Source organism: Mesorhizobium sp. RCAM 05099, from assembly GCF_059683685.1.
On the sequence record NZ_CM185035.1, the window covers coordinates 148,088 to 167,582 of the forward strand.

Here is a 19,495-nt window from a genome sequence, read left to right on the forward strand (position 1 = left end):
GCCTCAGCTCCCCCTGTAAGTCGAATAGCCGTAGGGCGAGACGAGCAGCGGCACATGGTAGTGCACCGGCTCGGCCATGCCGAAGCGGATCGGCACGCTGTCGAGGAAGGCCGGCTCCGGCAGCTTTGCTCCCTGCCGCCGCAGATAATCGCCGGCGGCGAAAACCAGTTCGTATTCACCGGTGCGGAATTCCGCGCCCGCCAGCAGCGGCGCGTCGCAACGGCCATCGGCATTGGTGACAACAGTCTTGAGATGTGTCCGCGCATCGCCATCGAGGTGAAAAAGCGCGATCGACAGCCCCGCCGCCGGCTTGCCGGTCGCCGTGTCGAGGACATGGGTCGTCAGACGCCCGCCATCGGCTTTCGACGTTTCTGCCATTGGCCGCCTCCCATTTCCAGTATGAACGAATTGGCCCGGTACAATCGAACATAGTGATGAATTGTGCGCCAATTAAAGGCCATGCATAAGTCCCGGTCGAGCGGAGCACGACAAAAACACTTTCAAAAATTTTCGGGGGAATGCGCGGGCAACCCTTTCGACTATCCTCACCACAATATCCGGCAGGAGTGACAATGCGTTACGAACGGGACATGCGCGGCTACGGAGCCAATCCGCCGGATCCGAAATGGCCTGGTGGTGCGCATGTCGCCGTACAGTTCGTCGTCAACTACGAGGAGGGCGGCGAGAACTGCGTGCTGCATGGCGACAAGGCATCGGAAGCCTTCCTGTCGGAAATCGTCGGCGCCGCACCCTGGGTGGGCCAGCGCCACTGGAACATGGAATCGATCTACGAGTACGGCGCCCGCGCCGGCTTCTGGCGGCTCCATCGCCTGTTCACCGAAGCCAAGGTGCCCGTCACCTGCTACGGCGTCGCCACCGCGCTCGCCCGGTCGCCCGACCAGGTCACGGCGATGCAGGAAGCCGGCTGGGAGATCGCTTCGCATGGGTTGAAATGGATCGACTACCGCGACCACAGCGCCGAGGACGAGCGCCGCGATCTCGAGGCGGCGATCAAGCTGCATTACGAGGTGACGGGGGCACGCCCGACCGGCTGGTACACAGGCCGCACCTCGGTCAACACGGTGCGGCTGGCGGCGGAAGAGGGCGGCTTCGACTATGTGTCGGACACCTATGACGACGAGCTGCCCTACTGGTTCGAGCACAAGGGCGGCACACAGCTCATCATTCCCTATACGCTCGACGCCAACGACATGCGCTTCGCGACGCCGCAAGGGTTCAATTCGGGCGACCAGTTCTTCGCCTATCTGAAGGACAATTTCGACACGCTCTATGCCGAGGGCAAGGAAGGCCGGCCGCGCATGATGAACATCGGCCTGCATTGCCGCCTCGTCGGGCGGCCGGGCCGGGTGGCGGCGCTGAAACGCTTCGTCGGCTATGTGAAATCGCACGACAAGGTCTGGCTGGCGCGGCGCATCGATATCGCCAAGCACTGGCAAGAGGTCAATCCTTACCAGCCGGCGGCACTGCGTCCGTCGAAGATGGAATTCGAAACCTTCGTTCACACCTTCGGCGGCGTGTTCGAGCATTCGCCATGGATCGCCGAACGCGCCTATGAGCTGGAACTCGGCCCGGCGCACGACACCTCGGGCGGCCTGCACAATGCGCTTTGCCGCATCTTCCGCGCCGCCAGCGAGATTGAGCGGCTCGGCGTGCTCAACGCCCATCCCGACCTTGCCGGCAAACTGGCGAAAGCCAGGCGGCTGACGGCGGAATCGACCAGGGAGCAGGCCTCGGCGGGCCTCGACGCGCTAACCGACAAGGAGCGCGAACTGTTCTCTAAGCTCAATGCCGCCTACGTCACCACCTTCGGCTTCCCTTTCATCATCGCGGTGAAGGGCAAGACCAAGGAGGAGATCCTGGCGGAGTTCGAAACGCGCATCGGCAACGGCCGCGGCGTCGAATTCGAGACCGCCTGCAAACAGGTCGAGCGCATAGCGCTGCTCCGCCTCAAGGACATGCTTCCACAATAGGTTTGAACCCATGGATACGATCAGGATGCCCGACCGAACCTATTACGCGCCGCATGGCGGCCATTCCGGCCAGAACGAGTTGCTGACCGGCCGCGCCGTCTTCACCGAGGCCTATGCCGTCATCCCCCGGGGTGTAATGCAGGACATCGTCACCAGCGCCTTGCCGTTCTGGGACAAGACCCGCGTCTGGATATTGTCGCGACCGCTGTCCGGCTTTGCCGAGACGTTCTCGCAATACATCGTCGAGGTCGCGCCCGGCGGCGGCAGCGAGCGGCCGGAACCCGATGAAGGCGCCGAGGGCGCCCTGTTCGTGGTCGAGGGCGAACTGACGGTTCTGCTCGCCGGCAAGAAGCATAGTTTAAGGCCCGGCGGCTTTGCCTTCCTGCCGCCGGCAAGCGGCTGGACGGTTCGCAACGCGGGCAAGGCCGATGTCCGCTTCCACTGGGTTCGCAAGGCCTACGATGCCGTCGACGGCCTCGATACGCCCGAAGCCTTCTTCACCAATGAACAGGACATCGCGCCGAGCCCGATGCCCGGCACCGAAGGCCGCTGGGCAACGACGCGTTTCGTCGATCCTGCCGATTTGCGCCACGACATGCACATGACCATCGTCACGCTCGAGCCGGGCGCCGTCATTCCCTTCGCCGAGACCCATGTCATGGAGCACGGCCTCTATGTGCTGGAAGGCAAGGCGGTCTACCGCCTCAACCAGGACTGGGTCGAGGTCGAGGCCGGCGACTATATGTGGCTGCGCGCCTTCTGCCCGCAGGCCTGCTATGCCGGCGGCCCGGGGAAATTCCGCTACCTGCTCTACAAGGACGTCAACCGGCACGCCAAGCTCGGCGGGGCGGGCCTCGGGGATCGCGCGCGGTGACCCGCATTGTCGCACGGCCGCTGACCCGCGAGAGTTTTGCCGGGTTCGGCGACGTCATCGACATGAGCGGCGGCAACCACTACCCGATCAATGGCGGCAAGGCCGAGCGCTACCACGATCTCGCCACCGCGGAAGCGGCAGGGCCTAACGCCCGCGTGCTGATCTCGATGGTGCGCGGCACGCCTTACGAATTGCCGCTGAAGCTGAGCATGGTCGAGCGCCACCCCCTTGGCAGCCAGGCCTTCATCCCGCTGTCGCCGCGTCCGTTCCTGGTCGTGGTCTGCCATGACGGCGACGAGGGGCCGGGCGAGCCGCACGCGTTCATCACCGCGCCCGGACAAGGCATCAACTATTCCCGCAATCTCTGGCATGGCGTGCTGACGCCGATCGGCGAGACGCAGGATTTCCTGATCGTCGACCGTGGCGGCGACGGCTCCAATCTCGAAGAATTTCATTTCTCCCACGCCTACGAAATCCATCTCCCATAATTTTTGTGCATGTCGTTGCCCCAAAAGGGGGCACTTTTGGCGACATGCAGCAGGAGACCCGATAATGACCGACATTTCGCTGATCGACCGGCTGCTCGACGTCATCGAGCACGACATCGTGCCGAAGACGGAAGAAGGCGTTGCCCATGGCAACAAGCTGTTCGGCGCGGCGATTTTGCGCAAGGACGATCGCTCGCTGGTGCTGGCCGAGACCAACAACGAGATGGAGAACCCGCTCTGGCATGGCGAGGTGCACTGCCTGAAGCGTTTCTACGAAATGCCCAAGGCCGAGCGCGTCGATACCGGGGACGCCATTTTCCTCGCCACCCACGAACCCTGCTCGCTGTGCCTGTCGGCGATCACCTGGACCGGCTTCGACAATTTCTACTATTTGTTCAGCCACGAGGATTCGCGCGACAGCTTTGCCATCCCGCACGACCTGAAGATCCTAAAGGAGGTCTTCACCCTCGACCCCGGCGGCTACAATGCCGAGAATGCCTATTGGAAGAGCTTTTCGATCCGGAGGCTGGTGCGGTCGCTGCCCGAGGCCGAACGCCAGCGGCTGGAAAGGCGCATCGGCAGGATTTCGACCCTCTACGACGACCTGTCCAGCGCTTATCAGGCGAGCAAGGCCGAAAACGACATTCCGCTGAATTGACGCGGATTGACCAGCCGAATTCGTTGGCTGGCCCACGACGCGACCCCACCGGCTCCATCATCTGGCGATCGTTGGAGTCCCGCCATGAAAACCGTCACCGAATTTCCCCGCAAGGTCGTCGAATTTCCGGACATGGCGATCGTCATGCCGGATGGCTGCCGGCTGTCGGCGCGGGTGTGGATGCCAGAGGATGCGGGCGATGATCCGGTGCCGGCGATCCTCGAGCATCTGCCCTACCGCAAGCGCGACGGCACCATTTTTCGCGATCAGCTGACGCATCCCTATCTTGCCGGCCACGGCTATGCCTCGATCCGCGTCGACATGCGCGGCAATGGCGATTCCGAAGGGTTGATGGACGACGAATATTCCGAGCAGGAATTGCAGGACGCTTGCGACGTCATCGCCTGGGCGGCAAGCCAACCCTGGTGCAACGGCAATGTCGGCATGATGGGCATTTCCTGGGGCGGCTTCAACTGCCTGCAGGTGGCGGCCAAGGAGCCGCCGGCGCTGAAGGCGGTGATCAGCCTGTGCTCGACCGTCGACCGCTACGCCGACGACATCCACTACAAGGGCGGCTGCCTGCTGATCGAGAATTTCGGCTGGGCCTCGACGATGCTTTCCTATTCGTCGCGGCCGCCGGACCCGCTCTTGGCCGGCGACGTCAGGTGGCGCGATCTGTGGCTGACAAGGCTGGAGAACGAGCCTTTCCTGGCGCCGCTATGGCTGAAGCATCAGCACCGCGACGCCTACTGGAAACGCGGCTCGATCTGCGAGGATTTTTCCGCCGTTCATGCGGCGGTGCTGTCGATCGGCGGCTGGCATGACGGCTACCGCAACACCGTCTCGCATCTCGCCACCAACATCGAAGCCCCGGTCAAGGGCATCATTGGCCCCTGGATCCACAAATACCCACACTATGCGGCACCCAAGCCCGCCATCGGTTTCCTGCAGGAAGCGCTGCGCTGGTGGGACCGCTGGCTGAAGGGTGCCGACACCGGTGTCGAAGCCGACCCGGCATACCGCGCCTATGTGATGGATAGCGTGCGCCCGGCGCGCTGGCATCCAGAGCGGCCGGGCCGCTGGGTGGCGGAACAGGAGTGGCCATCGCCCAACATCAAGACACAACAGATTGCGCTGATCGCCGAAGGCGGCAAGCCAGCCATCGTCGCCTCGCCACAGAGCTGCGGCCTGGCCGGTGGCGAGTATTTTCCGTTCACCTTCGGCCCGGAACTGCCGGGCGACCAGCGTCCCGACGATGCGCTGTCGGTATGTTTCGACCAGCCGCCGCTCACCGAGGCGATCGACATCGTCGGCGCGCCTGAAGTCGAGGTGCGGCTATCCTCCGACCGCCGGCAGGCCAACATCGCAATCCGGCTGTGCGATGTGCATCCGGACGGTGCCTCGGAACTGATTTCCTACGGCGTGCTCAACCTGACACACCGCAACTCGCACGAATTCCCTGAAGCGCTGGTGCCCGGCCAAACCGTGTCGGCGCGCGTGGTGCTCGATCAGTGCGCCTACCGGGTGCCAGCCGGCCACCGCCTGCGTATTGCCGTGTCGAACGCCTATTGGCCGATGATCTGGCCATCGCCGGAACCGGTTCAGCTCACCATGTCGGCCGCGACGCTGTCCTTGCCATTGCGCCCGTTGGCGACAGGCGACGAAGTGACGTTCGCCGAACCGGAAGGCGCCACCCCCTGGGCAACGGAAATGATCCGCGCCACCAGTTCCGAGCGCCATGTCGATCGCGACGAGACGACTGGAATTGTCAAGCTTTCCGTAGTGGACGATTTCGGCGAAGTGCGCGATCTCGCCCATGGGCTGGCCAATGGCAGCATTGCCCGCGAGACCTGGACGATCCATCCCGACGATCCGCTGTCGGCCTCGGGAAAGACGCACTGGACGCAAACCCTGTCGCGAAATGGATGGTCGGTGCGCACGGAGACATCGGCGGAAATGCGATCAGATGCGCAAAACTTCATCGTCAGCGCCAGAATCGAGGCGTATGAGGGTGAAATGCTCGTCTTCCAGCGCAATTTCGAGGAAAAGGTGCCGCGCGCACTCCTTTGAGCCTCGATCGAGGCTTGAATGCATTGGTCCAAATGCGACGCACGATTTACGCCACGGCATGTCGCATTCCGTCTTGCTTACCGCTTTCCCTTGCGGTCATTATTCTCCTCATAAGAAACAAGAAAATCGGCCGCAGAGTCGAACCAACAGAGTGAGGAACTCAACATGTCAAACGAACTGGAATTCCTGAGCCGGCGTGTCGCGTCGGGCAAACTGAGCCGTCGTGATTTTCTCGGCCGGGCGGCGGCGCTCGGCGTGACTGCGCCCTTCGCCAACTCGCTGCTTTCAAGTGCGGCGCGCGCGGCTGGCCCGGTCAAGGGCGGCACGCTCAAGGCCGGCCTGGTCGGTGGTGAATCCACCAACAGTCTCGACCCGGCGCTGTTCATGACGCAAGTGCCGTTCGCCTTCGGCAAGATGTGGGGTGAAATGATCGTCGAGCTGTCGCCGGAGGGCAAGCTCGAGAACCGCATCGCCGAGGAAATCGGCTCATCCGACGACGCCAAGGTGTGGACGCTGAAGATCCGCGACGGCGTCGAATTCCACAATGGCAAGACGGTGACCGCCGAGGACGTGGCCGCCACGCTCGAGCGCCATTCGGACGAAAAGTCGAAGTCCGGCGCGCTCGGCTACATGAAGGGCATCGAGACCATCAAGGCCAGCGGCAAGGAAGTGGTGCTGACGCTGAAGGAACCGAATGCCGATCTTCCCTACCTGCTCAGCGACTATCACCTGATCGTCCAGCCCAATGGCGGCAAGGACAAGGCCGATGCCGGCATTTCGGCTGGCCCCTACAAGGTCACCACCAACGAGCCCGGCGTGCGCCATGGCGGCGAACGCTTCGCCAACTACTGGCAGGGCGACAAGATGGGCCATGCCGACCAGATCGAGATCATCGTCATCAACGACGCAACCGCGCGCACGGCGGCCCTGCAGGGCGGCCAGGTCAACATGATCAATCGCGTCGAGCCGAAGATCGTCGACCTGATCAAGCGTCTGCCCGGCGTCACCATCCGCAATCATTCCGGTCCCGGCCACTACGTCTTCATCATGCATTGCAACACGTCGCCGTTCGACAACAACGATCTGCGCATGGCGCTGAAGCTGGCGATCGACCGCGAGGAGATGCTGGACAAGATCCTGCGTGGCTATGGCTCGCTCGGCAACGACTTCCCGATCAACGCTGCCTACCCGCTGTTCACCGAGATCGAGCAGCGCAAGTACGATCCCGACAAGGCCAAATTCCACTACAAGAAGTCGGGCCATGACGGCTCGGTCCTGCTGCGCACCTCGGATGTCGCCTTCCCCGGCGCCGTCGACGCCGCGCAGCTCTTCCAGCAGAGTGCGGCAAAGGCCGGCATCAAGCTCGAGATCAAGCGCGAGCCGGGCGACGGCTACTGGTCGGAAGTCTGGAACAAGCAGCCCTTCTGCGCCTCCTACTGGGGCGGACGCTCGACGCAGGACCAGATGTATTCGACCGCCTATCTGTCGACGGCCGACTGGAACGACACGCGCTTCAAGCGTCCCGATTTCGACAAGATGGTGCTGGCGGCGCGCGCCGAGCTCGACGAGGCCAAGCGCAAGGCGATGTACCACGACATGGCCGTCATGGTGCGCGATGAGGGTGGTCTGATCCTGCCGATGTTCAACCAGTTCATCGACGCGACCGGCGCCAAGGTCGATGGTTGGGTCGATGATCCGCATCAGGAATTGATGAACGGTTACGCCCTGGCGAAGTGCTGGCTCCAGGCTTGAGCCCGGCTTTGCGGATATGTCATCACCCATTCTGAAGCTAATTGCCCAGCGCATCGCGCTGGGCATTCTCCTGCTGCTGGCCGTTTCGGTCCTGATTTTCGCCGGCACCCAGATCCTGCCCGGCGACGTCGCGCAAGCCATTCTCGGACAATCGGCGACGCCGGAGTCGCTCGCCAATCTGCGCGAGCAGCTCGGGCTCAACGACCCGGCCTATATCAGGTATTTCCGCTGGCTCGGCGGCGTGGTGACCGGCGACCTCGGCACGGCGATGTCGAGTGGGCAGGATATCGCCACATCGATCAAGGGACGGTTGTGGAACACGCTGTTCCTCGCCTTCTGGGCGGCGATCGTCGCGGTGCCGCTGGCGATCATCCTGGGCCTGATCGCGGTGCGCTACCGCAATGGCTGGGTCGACAAGCTGATCTCCGGACTGGCGCTCGCGTCGACCTCCTTCCCCGAATTCTTCATTGGCTACGTGCTCGTCTATTTCTTTGCCGTGAAATGGCAGATCTTTCCGGGCATCTCGACCGTCTATGACGGCATGCCGTTCGGCGAGCGTATGCAGGCGATCGCCTTGCCGGCGACGGCACTGACGCTGGTGGTGCTGGCCCACATGATGCGCATGACGCGCGCGGCGATCCTCAACGTCATGCAGTCGGCCTATGTCGAGACGGCGGAACTGAAGGGCCTGTCGGCCTTCAACGTCATCCGCAAGCATGCCTTCCCCAACGCGATTGCGCCGATCATCAATGTCGTCATGCTCAACCTCGCCTATCTCATCGTCGGCGTTGTCGTGGTCGAGGTGATCTTCGTCTATCCCGGCATGGGGCAATATCTCGTCGACCACGTCACCAAGCGCGACGTGCCGGTGGTGCAGGCGGTCGGACTGATCTTCGCCGCCGTCTATATCGGGCTGAACATCATTGCGGACATAGCGGCGATCGTCGCCAACCCGCGCCTTCGGCATCCAAAGTAAGGGGGCGGGTATGCTCGATATCAAACGCATTCCCATCCCGGCGCTGATCGGCATAATACTGACAGCCTTGTTCGTCCTGGCGGCGGTTTTCGCGCCCTTCATCGCACCGCACGGCAATGGCGAGATCGTCGGCGACGTCTGGGAACCGATGTCGGCCGCGCACTGGCTCGGCACCGACAATCTCGGCCGTGACCTGCTGTCGCGCATGATCTACGGCGCCCGCATCACCCTGTTCATCGCCGTGCTGGCCACCGCGCTGTCGTTCTCGCTGGGCGCCATCCTCGGTTTTTCGGCAGCGGTTTTCGGTGGCTGGTACGACACGCTGCTGTCGCGTCTTGTCGATCTCCTGATGTCGATCCCGACGCTGATCATGGGCCTCGTCGTGCTTTCGGTGCTGCCGACCAACCTGGTGACGCTGATCCTGGTCATGGGCATTCTCGACTCGACCCGCGTCTATCGCCTGTCGCGAGCGGTGGCCGTCGACATCAACGTCATGGACTATGTCGAGGCCGCCAAATTGCGCGGCGAAGGCAGCGCCTGGATCATCTTCCGCGAGATCCTGCCCAACGCGCTGTCGCCGCTGGTTTCGGAACTCGGCCTGCGCTTCATCTATGCAGTGCTGTTCCTGTCGACGCTGTCCTTCCTCGGCCTTGGCGTACAGCCGCCGGATGCCGACTGGGGCGGCATGGTCAAGGAAAACAAGGACGGCATCGTTTTCGGCATCGGGGCCGCACTGATCCCGGCGGCGGCGATCGCCATGCTGGCGATTTCGGTCAACCTTGTCGCCGACTGGGTGCTCAACCGTACGACAAGCCTGAAGGGAGGACGCGGGTGATGGCCGACAGCAAAGCGAAGCCTGGCCTGCTGCTTGACATCCGCAATCTGCGCATCGAGGCCACGGTGTATCCGCCCGGCGAGCCGCCGAAGACGATCACCCTCGTCCACGACGTCTCGCTGACGCTGGAGAAGGGCAAGGTGCTGGGGCTGATCGGTGAATCCGGCGCCGGCAAGTCGACCATCGGCCTGTCGTCGATGGGCTATGGCCGCGGCGGCGTGCGCATCACCGGCGGCGAGGTTATCCTCAACGGCCGTGACATCCTCAAGGGTGGCAAGGACGGCTTCCGCAAGCTGCGCGGCCGCGAGGTCTGCTATGTCGCGCAATCGGCGGCGGCTGCCTTCAACCCGGCGCACAAGCTGATGGACCAGGTGGTGGAGGCCACGCTTCTGCATGGTACGGCGACTCGCGCGGAAGCCGAAAAGCGCGCCGTCGCGCTGTTCAAGAAGCTCAGCCTGCCGAACCCGGAAACCATCGGCGAACGCTTTCCGCACCAGGTCTCGGGCGGCCAGCTGCAGCGCGTGATGACGGCGATGGCGCTGTGCTCCGAGCCGGACCTGATCGTCTTCGACGAGCCGACGACGGCGCTCGACGTGACGACGCAGATAGATGTGCTGGCGGCGATCAAGGACGCCATCCGCGACACCCATGTCGCGGCGCTCTACATCACCCATGACCTTGCCGTCGTCGCCCAGGTCTCCGACGAGATCATGGTGCTGCGCCATGGCCGGCTGGTCGAATGGGGCGGCACCCGCCAGATCATCAAGGAGCCGCGCCAGGAATACACCAACGCCCTGGTGTCGGTGCATGAGATCGAACATGCCGAACAGAAGCCAGGCACGACGCCATTCCTGTCGGTGAAGAACGTCACCGCCGCTTATGGCGGCGGCCACGTCAAGGTGCTGAAGAACGTCTCGGTCGACATCTATCCAGGCCAGACGCTGGCCGTTGTCGGCGAATCCGGTTCGGGCAAGTCGACGCTGGCGCGCGCCATCACAGGGCTTTTGCCGCCCGAACAGGGCACGGTGACCTTCGACGGGCGCCCGCTGGCCAACCGGCTGGCAGACCGGCCTAAGGAGGACCTGCGCCAGCTGCAGATGATCTACCAGATGGCCGATGTGGCAATGAACCCGCGCCAGACCGTCGGCACCATCATCGGCCGGCCGCTGGAGTTCTATTTCGGCATGCGCGGCAAGCAGCGCGACGCCCGCGTCGCCGAGTTGCTCGACAAGATCGAGATGGGCAAGGGTTTCATCGACCGCTATCCGGCCGAGCTTTCGGGCGGACAGAAGCAGCGCGTCTGCATCGCCCGTTCGCTCGCCGCCAAGCCAAAGCTGATCATCTGCGACGAGGTGACATCGGCGCTCGATCCGCTGGTCGCCAACGGTATTCTCAAGCTGCTGCTCGACCTGCAGAAGGAGGAGAACGTCGCCTATCTGTTCATCACCCATGACCTCGCCACGGTGAAGTCGATCGCCGATTCGATCGCAGTGATGTATCGCGGCGAGGTGGTACGCTATGGGCCGAAGAGCAAGGTGCTGACGCCGCCCTTCGACGCCTATACCGACCTTCTCTTGTCATCGGTCCCGGAGATGGAGATCGGTTGGCTGGAAAAGGCGATCAAGGGACGACGCATGGCCAGTGCGGGGAACTAGAACAATTCCAGGAAAAGTGTGGAACGGTTTTCCCGGGAAAAGCGCGTAGCGCTTTCCCCAGGGAATTGCGCCGAAACAAAGGGATGGATCTGATCCGCCGGCCAGGGAAGACGGCTGCCGTCATCCGCATGCAACACTCCAGCGCCACACGTCCTTCTGGGCGGGCGCTGCTCGTGTGAAACTGTTTCAAGGGGGTAGGAAAATGAAGACTGAACTCGACCATCTCGCTGAGCTCGCCGGCCAGGGGCGGATATCGCGCCGCGACTTCCTCGGCCGCACCGCGGCACTGGGCGTATCGGCGGCGCTGGCAACGACACTGGCTGGAAAAGCCTTCGCGCAGGCGCCGGCCAAGGGCGGCATCCTCAAGGCCGGCCTGCAAGGCGGCGAATCGACCAACAGCCTCGATCCGGCGCTCAACCTCAGCCAGGTCACCTACAGTTTCGGCAAGCAATGGGGCGAATACCTGGTCCGGCTGATGCCGGACAACAGCCTGACAAACATGATCGCCGAGGAGATCGGCGCCGCCAAGGACGCCAAGACCTGGACGATCAAGGTGCGCGACGGCATCGAATTCCACAATGGCAAGACCGTTGCCGCCGAAGACATCGCGGCCACCATCGAACGGCATGCCGACGAGAAATCGAAGTCGGGCGCCCTCGGCATCCTCAAGAACATCAAGGGCGTCAAGGCGAGCGGCAAGGAAGTCATCGTCACGCTTGGCGACGCCGATGCCGACTTCCCCTATCTGATGGCCGATTACCACTTGGTCATCCAGCCGAATGGCGGCAAGGACAATCCGAATGCCGGCATCAGCGCCGGCCCCTACAAGGTCGCCGTCAACCAGCCGGGCGTGCGCCATGGCGGCGAGCGCTTCGCCAATTACTGGCAAGGCGACAAGATGGGCCATGCCGACCAGATCGAGATCGTCGTCATCAACGACGCGACCGCAAGGCTGGCCGCCCTGCAGGGCGGCCGGTGCACATGATCAACCGCGTCGAGCCCAAGGTGGTCGATCTGGTCAAGCGCATTCCGGGCGTCACCATCGAGAACGTGTCGGGCAAGGGCTACTACCCGTTCAACATGTTCTGCGACACCGCCCCCTTCGACAGCAACGACCTGCGGATGGCGTTGAAACTCGCCATGGACCGCGACGAGATGCTGGAAAAGATCCTGCGCGGCTATGGCTCGGTCGGTAACGACTTCCCGATCAACGAAGCCTATCCGCTGTTTTCCAGCGACATCGAACAGCGCAAATTCGATCCGGAAAAGGCGGCAGCGCTCTACAAGAAATCCGGCCATAGCGGCTCGATCCTGCTGCGCACCTCGGATGTCGCCTTCCTCGGCGCCGTCGATGCCGCCCAGCTCTACCAGCAGTCCTGCGCCAAGGCCGGCATCAAGATCGAGATCAAGCGCGAGCCGGGCGACGGCTACTGGTCGGAGGTCTGGAACAAGCAGCCCTTCTCGCTCTCCTACTGGGGTGGGCGCGCCACGCAGGACCAGATGTATTCCACCGGCTACGTTTCGACCGCCGACTGGAACGACACGCGCTTCAAGCGGCCGGAATTCGACAAGATGCTGTTTGCGGCGCGCGGCGAGCTCGACCAGGCCAAGCGCAAGGCGATCTACCACGACATGGCGGTGATGATGCGCGATGAAGGCGGGCTGATCGTGCCCTTCTTCAACCAGTTCATCGACGCCGCCGCCACCAACAAGATTGGCGGCTTCGCCAAGAGCCCGATCGGCGAAATGATGGATGGTTATGCGTTGGCTGAGTGCTGGCTGAACGCCTGACATCAGGACTATCCTGAAAAACGCCGCGTGTCCGCATGACACGCGGCGCGTTCGTTTCAACCGACAACCGCATGGAGCAGCCCATGGCGCTCAAATCCAGGCTCTTGCTGATCATCCTCGATGGCGTGCCTTACAGGAACTGGCGCCGGCTGATGGGCAATCTCGAAGGCTGGGTGCAATCGGGCGAGGCGCGGGTCTGGAAGATGCGATCGGTGCTGCCGTCGACCTCCGCTTGCTGCTACGCCTCGATCCACACCGGCGTGTCGCCACAGGTGCACGGCATCCTGTCCAACGAGAACCGCTTCCGCGTCGGGCAGCCCGATATCTTCTCCGAGGTCAGCAAGGCCGGCGGCAAGACCGGGGCCGTCACCCATTCCTACTGGTCGGAATTCTTCCGGGCCTATCCGTTCGATCTGGTCGAGGACATGGAATTCGACGAGCCGGGCGGGCCGATCACGCATGGCCGGTTCCACACCATGACGGGCTACAACGCCCGCAACCAGATGACGCCGAGCGACGTCGACCTGTTCGCGACGCTGACCATGCTGACCAGCCGCCACGGCATCGACTATGGCATCCTGCATACCTGCACGCTGGACTCGATGGGCCACCGCTTCGGCCACGACTGCCACGAGATGGACCATGCCGTCTATGCGATGGACGGCATGCTGGCGGCTTTCCTGCCGCGCTGGATCGAAGCCGGCTACGAGGTCATGGTCACCGCCGACCACGGCCAGACCGATCGCGGCCACCATGGCGGCCATGACGACGAGATGCAGGATTTCGCGTTGTATTATTTCGGCCCGGGCCAAGGCCCACAGGCCGACACGCTGCTCGACCAGTTGCAGCTGGCGCCGACTATCTTGAGCCGCCTCGGGGTGCCCGTGCCGGCGACAATGAAGGCGAAGCCGTTCCTGGGGTGAGCGGGTGGCCGTGACGTTGGCGTCCCCCTCTCCCCGTTCTTCACGGGGAGAGGGTTAGGGTGAGGGGCGGCGCAAACTTGTGAAGCTATGCGCCTACACGTCAGCCTTGAACGTCTGCTTCTGCTGACCGAGCCCTTCGATACCCAACTCGACCACGTCGCCGGCTTTCAAGAACACCGGCGGCTTCATGCCGAGACCGACGCCGGGCGGTGTGCCGGTGGAGATGATATCGCCGGGGTGCAGCGACATGAACTGGCTGAGGTAGGAAACCAGGTAAGCCACGCCATAGACCATGGTCTTGGTCGAGCCGTTCTGCATCGTCTTGCCATTGACCGTCAGCCACATCTTGATGTTCTGCGGATCGGCCACCTCGTCCTTGGTCACCAGCCACGGGCCGATCGGGCCGAACGTGTCGCAGCTCTTGCCCTTGGTCCACTGGCCCTGCCGCTCGGCCTGGAAGGCGCGCTCGGAGACGTCATGCGAAACACAGTAGCCGGCGACATAGTCGAGCGCGTCGGCTTCGCTGACATATTTGGCGGTCTTGCCGATGACCACGCCAAGTTCGACTTCCCAGTCGGTCTTCACCGAGCCGCGCGGAATGAGCACGTCGTCATCCGGGCCGACAATGGCCGAGCTTGCCTTCATGAAGATGATCGGCTCCGGTGGCACGGTGGCGCCGGTCTCGGCGGCATGGTCGGAATAGTTGAGGCCGATGCAGATGAACTTGCCCGTGCCGGCAACGCAGGCGCCGATGCGGGGCTTGCCGGAAACCACCGGCAGCGACTTCGGATCGAGCCTGGATAGCATCTCCAGCGAGGCCGGATGAAGAGTTGTGCCGGCAATGTCGGCGACATGGGCGGAGAGATCGCGGATCGTTCCATCCGCATCGAGCAGGCCGGGACGTTCGCTCCCCACCTCGCCATAGCGCAGCAGTTTCATCGAGTGCTCTCCTCAGTCAGATTGGTTCAGATCGACCAGCCGCCGTCGATATTATAGGCCTGTCCGGACGTATAGGTGGCGCCGGCCAGATAGACGGCCAGATCGGCGATTTCCTCCGGCGTGCCGAGCCGGCCCATCGGCTGGCGCGCGATAAAGGCGGCGCGGGCGGCCTCGTAATCCCCCTGGGCATGCATGCGGTCCTGCAGCGACGGGCTCTCGACCGTGCCGGGGCAGATGGCGTTGCAGCGTATGCCCTTGCCGACATAGTCGGCGGCGATCGCCTTGGTCAGGCCGATGACCGCGGCCTTGGTGACGCCATAGGCAAACCGGTTGGGCACGCCCTTGCCGGCGCCGGCAACCGACGACATGTTGATGATCGATCCGTCACCGCGTTCCAGCATGCCCGGCAGCACCGCCCGTATGGTGCGGATCATGGCGCGGACATTGAGGTTGAAGGCAAAATCGAGATCGGCGTCCTTCATCTCGAGGATCGAGCCCGAATGGACAAAACCGGCGCAGTTGAACAGCACATCGACGGCCCCGATCTCGGCAAAGGCAGCGTTGACCGCCTCATCGTTGAGCACATCGAGCCTGCGGGTCTTGATGCCGGACGTCTTGGCGAGCTCCGCCAGCAGCGATTCGTTGATGTCGGTGGCGTAGACGACGGCACCTGCCTTGGCGAAGGCCAGCGCGCTCGCCTTGCCGATGCCTTGCGCCGCTGCCGTGACGACAACGATTTTGCCTGCCAGATCCGCCATGCTGTTCTCCTCGCCCGCTTTGGATCGATCGGGTTTATCGGCAGTTGGCCAAGGCGTCACGTGCCAGTCGGACGCCATTGTGCGGCCTGTGCCACTGCCAGCCCACAGATAAAGATGTTTTTTCTCGTTAAAGAACACGCATCCGGGCGTCAAGCCCGAACACGATCACCATTGCGACAGCCTTGGAAATGTCAGTCTCCGTAAGGCACCCAGACGTTCTTCACTTCGACGGCGCGGCGCAGGAAGGCGTCGCCAGCAGCCTCGTCGGACGCCCAGTCGAGGCCGCGGCCATTGCCGCTCCAGACGCGCTTGAGGTTGCCGATGGACTCGGCTTCCGCCTTGGCGCAGGTATCGGCATCGGCGAATACCCAGAGCCCATCGACATCGTCATGCTTGGCCAGCACGGCGGCAAGCTCGGCGCTGCGGCCGGTGACGATGTTGATGGCGCCGGCCGGGACGTCGGAATATTCGATCACCTGGTAGAGGTCGGTGGCGAGCAGCGGGTAGCGTTCCGAAGGCACGGCGACCACGGTGTTGCCCATCGCCAGCGCCGGTGCGACCAGCGAGATCAGGCCGAGCAGGGGCGACGCGTCGGGCGCGACGATGCCGACGACGCCGACAGGCTCGTGCAGCGCCAGCGTGACGGTGCGGGCCGGCGGCTGGTGCACGCGCCCCTCGAATTTGTCGGCAAGACCGGCATAGAGGAACAGTCGTTCGATAGTTTGATCAACTTCTTCCCGCGCGGCCTTGGCGCTGGCGCCGGTCAGCTCGGTGAGGCGGGCGGCAAACTCGCTTGCGCGGCCAGAAAGATTTTCGGCCAGGTAGTAGAGCACCCGGGAACGGTTGTAGGCCGTGGCCTCCGGCCAGCCCTTGCAGGCGCGGGCGGCCGAAACGGCGTCGCGGATATCCTTGCGGCTGCCGAGGCCCACTTCGCCAGCCAGTTTGCCCTTGGCGGTGGCGACGGCAATCGAGTAATTGCCGTCCGGCCGCACCTGCTTGCCGCCGATGAACAGCTTGGCCGTGCGGTCTATAGCGTCGCCGTCCGGCTGCTCGACGGGTTGCGCCGAGAGCGTCGCCGGTTTGATGACCGGACCGAGCGGCAGCTTAGCCGAGAGATATTCGAACATGCCTTCGCGCCCGCCCTCGCGGCCGAAGCCGCTCTCGCGGTAACCGCCGAAGCCGCAGGCGGCATCGAACATGTTGGTGCCGTTGACCCAGACGACGCCGGCCTTCAATTGCGGCGCGACGTGCAAGGCAAGGTTGACGTTCTCGCTCCACACCGAGGCGGCCAGCCCGTATCGCGTGTTGTTGGCGAGCTCGATCGCTTCCTCGGTGTTGCGGAAGGTCATGGTGGCCAGAACCGGGCCGAACACTTCTTCCTGCGCAAGGATATTAGCCGGCGAAACACCGGTGGCGAGAGTCGGCAGGTGATAGTAGCCGGAAGAGGGCAGCGCCGCATCCGGTTGCCAGCAGACGGCGCCTTGTCTGGCGCCTTCGGCGACCAGGCCTTTGACCCGCTCGAGCTGTGTGGCATCGACCAGCGGGCCGATATCGGTGTTCTTGTCGAGCGGACTGCCGACGCGCAGCCGGCTCATCCGCGTCTTGACCTTGGCGATCAAGGCCTCGGCGATGCCTTCCTGCACCAGCAGCCGCGAGCCGGCGCAGCAGACCTGGCCCTGGTTGAACCAGATGCCATCGACCAGGCCCTCGACGGCGCTATCGAGATCGGCGTCCTCGAAGACGATGAAGGCCGATTTGCCACCGAGCTCGAGCGACAGCTTCTTGCCGGAGCCCGCCGTGGCTTTCCTGATGATCTTGCCGATCTCGGAAGAACCGGTGAAGGCGACCTTCTGGATGCCGGGATGGTTGACGATTGCCGCGCCGGCTTCCGGGCCGCCCTGGACGATGTTGACGACGCCTTTCGGCACGCCGGCGCGCTCGCAGATCTCGGCAAACAGGATGGCAGTGAGCGGCGTGAACTCGGCCGGTTTCAGCACCACGGTGCAGCCGGCGGCGAGCGCCGGCGCGATCTTCCAGGCCAGCATCAGCAGCGGAAAATTCCACGGGATGATCTGGCCGACGACGCCGACGCCCTTGTGGCCGGGGAAATCCCTGTCCAGTGCCTGCGCCCAGCCGGCATGGTGGATAAAGTGGCGGATGGCGAGCGGCACGTCGATGTCGCGGCTCTCGCGGATCGGCTTGCCGTTGTCGATCGATTCCAGGACGGCGAACAGGCGCTGATGGCGCTGCATGGCGCGGCCGATGGCGTAAAGAACCTTGGCGCGTTGATAGCCGGAGGAGGCCGACCATTTCGGCAGCGCCTTGGCGGCGGCCGAAACCGCCGCATCGATATCGGCGGCACTGGCGTCGGACACCTTTGCCAGCAGCTTGCCGGAAGCGGGCTCGCTGGTCTCGAAGGTCTTGCCGCCGGAAGCGGCCTTCCAGTCGCCGCCGATGAACAGCGCCTTGCCGAAATCGCGCGCGGCGAGCCAGGCATCGGCCTCATTGCGAGCCTCCGGCGCCGGGCCGTAGTCCATGGCGTGGTAGCGGTCGAGAATGTTCATCAGGTGCCTCCTTCACCCTCCCCCTCGTGGGGAGGGTCGATCGGCAAAGCCGATCGGGGTGGAATGCTCAAGCCATCGCGTGGCGATGATTGGCCGAATAGTGACCGGTCAGGTGGTGCTCGAGCTGACGCTCGATGTCGGTCAGCAGGCTCGACGCGCCGAAGCGGAACAGGTCGGGTTCCAGCCACGGCCGGCCGAGCTCTTCCTTCATCAGCACCAGCCAGTCGAGCGAGGCTTTCGCCGTGGAAATGCCGCCGGCCGGCTTGAAGCCGATGAGATAGCCGGTCTCCTCGAAATAGGCGCGGATGGCGCGCACCATGGCCAGCCCAACGGGCAGCGTCGCGTTGACGCTTTCCTTGCCGGTCGAGGTCTTGATGAAGTCGGCGCCGGCCATCATCGCCACCATTGAGGCCAGCATGACATTGCGCAGCGTGGCGAGGTCGCCGGTGCCGAGAATGACCTTCAGATGCGCGTCGCCGCAGGCCGCTCGCATCGAGACGATCTCATTGTAAAGCTCCCGCCATTTGGCGCCGAACACCAGACCGCGCGGAATGACGACGTCGATCTCGTCGGCGCCGTCCTTCACCGAGGCCTCGATTTCCTGCAGGCGGGTCGACAGCGGCGCGAGGCCATGCGGAAAGGCGGTGGAAACAGCGGCGACATGAATGCCGGTGCCGCGCACGGCCTCGACGGCGGTGGCGACGAAGGGATGGTAGACGCAGACCGCGGCCGGGCGGATGATTTCACCTGCGATGCCGAGGCCCTCGACAATGTCGCGACGAAACGGGTTGATCGCCTTGGCGCAGAGCCGGCGCACGCGCTCTTCGGTGTCGTTGGAATTCAGTGTCGTCAAATCCATGCAGGCGACGGCGCGCAGCAGCCATGCCGCCTGGTTGTCGGCCTTGATCGAGCGCCGCTTGGTCAGGCTGGCGACACGCCGTTCGAGCGCCGAGCGGTTGACGTTGCGCATCGATTCCATGAAGCCGAGGTCGAGCTTCATGCCGGGATTGCGCGCGATGCGATGATCCAGCGGTATTGGGGTATTGGCGGCGGCACGCGCCGGCAGCGGCGTCACCTTGGATGCGCTGGCACCGAGCTCGGCTTCGCGGATTGTGCTGCTCATCTCCTGCCCCTTTGTTCAGCGATCATGCCGAGGATAGCCCGCGAAGTCGTCCTTCACGAGTCCTTCGGGCACCAATAGCGGAAAAAGGTCGCCAAAGC

15 protein-coding genes and 1 pseudogene are annotated in these 19,495 nt (G+C 63.7%); 11 read left to right on the forward strand and 5 right to left on the reverse strand.

What is annotated here, in order from left to right:
• Positions 1-3: 3 nt before the first annotated feature.
• Positions 4-378 carry a hydroxyisourate hydrolase gene (gene uraH / locus AC56QQ_RS00670; RefSeq protein WP_489859010.1) on the reverse strand — a complete coding sequence of 125 codons (375 nt, stop codon included), beginning with the start codon at positions 376-378 and terminating at the stop codon, positions 4-6.
• Between the two features lie 194 nt (positions 379-572).
• Between uraH and puuE the strand changes: the two genes are divergently transcribed.
• The 11 genes and pseudogenes from puuE (at position 573) to AC56QQ_RS00725 (ending at position 14,013) form a co-directional block, all read left to right on the forward strand.
• The gene (gene puuE / locus AC56QQ_RS00675) at positions 573-1,991 is read left to right on the forward strand and encodes an allantoinase PuuE (RefSeq protein ID WP_497125157.1); all 1,419 of its coding nucleotides are present in this window, start codon (positions 573-575) and stop codon (positions 1,989-1,991) included.
• 10 nt (positions 1,992-2,001) lie between these two features.
• The gene (locus AC56QQ_RS00680) at positions 2,002-2,865 is read left to right on the forward strand and encodes a bifunctional allantoicase/(S)-ureidoglycine aminohydrolase (protein ID WP_497125158.1); all 864 of its coding nucleotides are present in this window, start codon (positions 2,002-2,004) and stop codon (positions 2,863-2,865) included.
• Positions 2,862-3,353: an ureidoglycolate lyase gene (locus AC56QQ_RS00685; protein ID WP_489859007.1), complete on the forward strand. Its 492-nt coding sequence runs from the start codon at positions 2,862-2,864 to the stop codon at positions 3,351-3,353. Before AC56QQ_RS00680 ends, AC56QQ_RS00685 begins: the two co-directional genes overlap by 4 nt.
• Positions 3,354-3,417: 64 nt before the next feature.
• The gene (locus AC56QQ_RS00690) at positions 3,418-4,011 is read left to right on the forward strand and encodes a nucleoside deaminase (protein ID WP_497125159.1); all 594 of its coding nucleotides are present in this window, start codon (positions 3,418-3,420) and stop codon (positions 4,009-4,011) included.
• 84 nt (positions 4,012-4,095) lie between these two features.
• Complete coding sequence (locus AC56QQ_RS00695; RefSeq protein ID WP_497125160.1) at positions 4,096-6,081, forward strand: CocE/NonD family hydrolase; 1,986 nt, start codon at positions 4,096-4,098, stop codon at positions 6,079-6,081.
• 165 nt (positions 6,082-6,246) lie between these two features.
• Entirely contained in the window at positions 6,247-7,833 is a 1,587-nt protein-coding gene (locus AC56QQ_RS00700) for an ABC transporter substrate-binding protein (RefSeq protein WP_497125161.1), read from the forward strand.
• A gap of 16 nt (positions 7,834-7,849) precedes the next feature.
• Positions 7,850-8,809 carry an ABC transporter permease gene (locus AC56QQ_RS00705; RefSeq protein ID WP_489859003.1) on the forward strand — a complete coding sequence of 320 codons (960 nt, stop codon included), beginning with the start codon at positions 7,850-7,852 and terminating at the stop codon, positions 8,807-8,809.
• 10 nt (positions 8,810-8,819) lie between these two features.
• Positions 8,820-9,644 carry an ABC transporter permease gene (locus tag AC56QQ_RS00710; RefSeq protein ID WP_497125163.1) on the forward strand — a complete coding sequence of 275 codons (825 nt, stop codon included), beginning with the start codon at positions 8,820-8,822 and terminating at the stop codon, positions 9,642-9,644.
• Positions 9,644-11,299: an ABC transporter ATP-binding protein gene (locus AC56QQ_RS00715; RefSeq protein ID WP_489859001.1), complete on the forward strand. Its 1,656-nt coding sequence runs from the start codon at positions 9,644-9,646 to the stop codon at positions 11,297-11,299. Before AC56QQ_RS00710 ends, AC56QQ_RS00715 begins: the two co-directional genes overlap by 1 nt.
• Before the next feature lie 202 nt (positions 11,300-11,501).
• Positions 11,502-13,090, forward strand: a pseudogene (locus AC56QQ_RS00720) (ABC transporter substrate-binding protein).
• 83 nt (positions 13,091-13,173) lie between these two features.
• Positions 13,174-14,013 (forward strand): alkaline phosphatase family protein, encoded by an 840-nt coding sequence (locus AC56QQ_RS00725; RefSeq protein WP_497125164.1) that lies wholly within the window; start codon positions 13,174-13,176, stop codon positions 14,011-14,013.
• A 93-nt stretch (positions 14,014-14,106) separates the two neighbouring features.
• Here the strand turns inward: AC56QQ_RS00725 and AC56QQ_RS00730 are convergent, their stop codons facing one another.
• The 4 genes from AC56QQ_RS00730 to deoC form a co-directional block, all read right to left on the reverse strand.
• Positions 14,107-14,952: a fumarylacetoacetate hydrolase family protein gene (locus tag AC56QQ_RS00730; protein WP_497125166.1), complete on the reverse strand. Its 846-nt coding sequence runs from the start codon at positions 14,950-14,952 to the stop codon at positions 14,107-14,109.
• A gap of 26 nt (positions 14,953-14,978) precedes the next feature.
• Positions 14,979-15,710, reverse strand: a complete 732-nt coding sequence (locus AC56QQ_RS00735; protein WP_489858997.1) for an SDR family oxidoreductase — start codon at positions 15,708-15,710, stop codon at positions 14,979-14,981.
• A 191-nt stretch (positions 15,711-15,901) separates the two neighbouring features.
• On the reverse strand, positions 15,902-18,274 hold the full coding sequence (locus tag AC56QQ_RS00740; RefSeq protein ID WP_497125168.1) for an aldehyde dehydrogenase family protein: 2,373 nt from the start codon (positions 18,272-18,274) through the stop codon (positions 15,902-15,904).
• A 67-nt stretch (positions 18,275-18,341) separates the two neighbouring features.
• Complete coding sequence (gene deoC, locus AC56QQ_RS00745) at positions 18,342-19,397, reverse strand: deoxyribose-phosphate aldolase (protein WP_497125169.1); 1,056 nt, start codon at positions 19,395-19,397, stop codon at positions 18,342-18,344.
• Between the last annotated feature and the right edge of the window lie 98 nt (positions 19,398-19,495).